Origin of the sequence: Microbacterium sp. B19, from assembly GCF_000333395.1 — a bacterium.
Classification (GTDB): Bacteria; Actinomycetota; Actinomycetes; order Actinomycetales; family Microbacteriaceae; genus Microbacterium.
The window spans coordinates 1-2,244 of the sequence record NZ_BADA01000225.1 but is presented as its reverse complement, the minus strand read 5'-3'; the positions used below and the strand labels follow the sequence as shown (position 1 = coordinate 2,244).

The following is a 2,244-nucleotide window of genomic DNA, read 5'->3' as shown; positions in this document are numbered from 1 at the left end:
CGCCGGCGCTTCGACGGGACGATCACTCTCGAGGGCCAGCCGGTCGCGTTCCGCTCGATCAACGACAGCGAGGCCGCCGGCATCGTCATCATCCACCAGGAGCTGGCGCTCAGCCCCTACCTCTCGATCGCCGAGAACATCTTCCTCGGCAACGAGAAGGCCAAGCGCGGTGTCATCGACTGGAACGCCACCAACACCGCCGCCGCCGAGCTGCTCAAGCGCGTGGGGCTCCGCGAGAACCCGGCGACCAAGATCTACGAACTCGGTGTCGGCAAGCAGCAGCTCGTCGAGATCGCGAAGGCGCTGGCCAAGGAGGTCAAGCTCCTCATCCTGGACGAGCCCACCGCCGCCCTCAACGACGACGACTCCGCCCACCTGCTCGACCTCATCGACCAGCTGCGCGATCAGGGGATCACCTGCATCATCATCAGCCACAAGCTGAAGGAGGTGCTGCGGATCGCCGACCGCATCACGATCATCCGCGACGGTCGCACGATCGAGACGATGCTGCGCGACGACCCCGACACCGACGAAGGCCGCATCATCCGCGCGATGGTCGGCCGCGACCTCAACAGCCTCTTCCCCCCGCGCGAACCCGACATCGGCGACGAGCTGTTCCGCGTCGAGCACTGGACGGTCCACCACCCCGTCGACACCGAGCGTGTGGTCATCGACGACGCGTCCTTCATGGTGCGCGCGGGCGAGATCGTCGGCTTCGCCGGTCTCATGGGCGCCGGCCGCACCGAACTCGCGATGAGCATCTTCGGGCGCATGTACGGCACCGGGATCTCGGGCGAGGTCTACAAGAGCGGTCAGCAGATCGACGTGCGGACCGTGGATGCCGCGATCAAGAACGGCATCGCGTACGCCACCGAGGACCGCAAGAAGTACGGTCTCAACCTCATCGGCGACATCCAGGTCAACGTCTCGGCATCCGCCCTCGCCCGCCTCGCGCGCCTCGGTGTCGTCGACCGGTATCGCGAGTACAAGGTCGCCGACTCGTACCGCTACAAGATGAACATCAAGGCGCCCAGCGTCGCCGCGATCACCGGACGCCTCTCCGGCGGGAACCAGCAGAAGGTCGTCCTGTCGAAGTGGATGTTCACCGGACCCGACGTGCTGATCCTCGACGAGCCCACCCGCGGCATCGACGTCGGGGCGAAGTACGAGATCTACGGAATCATCAACGAACTCGCGGCCCAGGGTAAGGCCGTCATCGTCATCTCGTCGGAGCTGCCCGAGGTCATCGGCCTCTCCGACCGCATCTACACCATCTCCGAGGGACGCATCACGGCCGAGGTCAGCCGAGCGGATGCCACCCAGGAGACGCTCATGCGGCACATGACCGCCGGAAGGAACTGACAGCAATGGCCACCGCATCCACCCAGACGGTCGAAGCGCCGACGCAGCCCGGGCCCCGCCGCCGCGGCCTGCTCGCGCGCATCAACTTCCGGCAGTTCGGCATCCTCGCCGCGCTGATCATCATCATCGTGCTGTTCCAGGTGCTCACCGGCGGGCGCCTGCTGATGCCGGGCAACGTCAACAACCTAGATCACGCGCGAGCGTCTGAACGACGAGCTGCTGAAGATCTTCGTCGAGCAGAAGTTCGGTGGCCTCTTCATCACGCACTCGGTCTCCGAAGCGGTCTACCTCTCCACCAAGGTCGTCGTCATGTCCGGCCGCCCCGGTCACCTCGTCGACACGTTCGAGGTTCCCTTCGACATGCCTCGCGACCCCGAGATCCGCTACACGGGCGAGTTCGCCAAGCTCGTCGGCGAGGTCTCCCACGCCCTCCGGGAAGGACACTCATGAGCACCACCTCTGCAGAGCCGGTCGTCTCCGAGACGTCCGAGCCCACGGCATCCACCCCCGCCCCGACGGGTGACACGGCCCCCAAGGTCCCGCGCGGTCGCAGCAAGATCACGCGCGCGCTGATCCTCGCGGCCCCGCCCCTCGGCGTGCTGGCCGTGCTCGTGGGCATCTGGTACCTGATCGCCGGCATCCTGACGGCCACGGGCAAGGGCTTCCTCCTGCCGATGCCCCACGAGATGTTCACGAAGGGCTTCTTCGACCCGCAGGTCAGCGTCGACATCTGGACCGCGCTGTTCCGCACCACCGGCGTCGCCCTCACCGGTCTGCTGGTCGCCATGATCATCGGCATCGGCTGGGCCGTCGCGATGTCGCTGGCCCGCTGGGTCGAGCGCAGCACGTATGCCTACGCGGTGATCCTGCAGTGCATCCCGA

The 2,244-nt window shown here is 66.6% G+C and carries 2 protein-coding genes and 1 pseudogene; all 3 read left to right on the top strand.

Going from position 1 to position 2,244, the window contains the following annotated elements:
• The coding region (locus I5G_RS08380; protein WP_022878653.1) for a sugar ABC transporter ATP-binding protein at positions 1 to 1,362 on the top strand (1,362 nt) is incomplete at its 5' end.
• Positions 1,363 to 1,671: 309 nt separating this feature from the next.
• Complete coding sequence (locus tag I5G_RS26205; protein WP_022878652.1) at positions 1,672 to 1,812, top strand: hypothetical protein; 141 nt, start codon at positions 1,672 to 1,674, stop codon at positions 1,810 to 1,812.
• Positions 1,809 to 2,244, top strand: a pseudogene (locus I5G_RS25825) (ABC transporter permease); the annotation flags it as partial. The gene I5G_RS26205 and the pseudogene I5G_RS25825, both read left to right, overlap by 4 nt.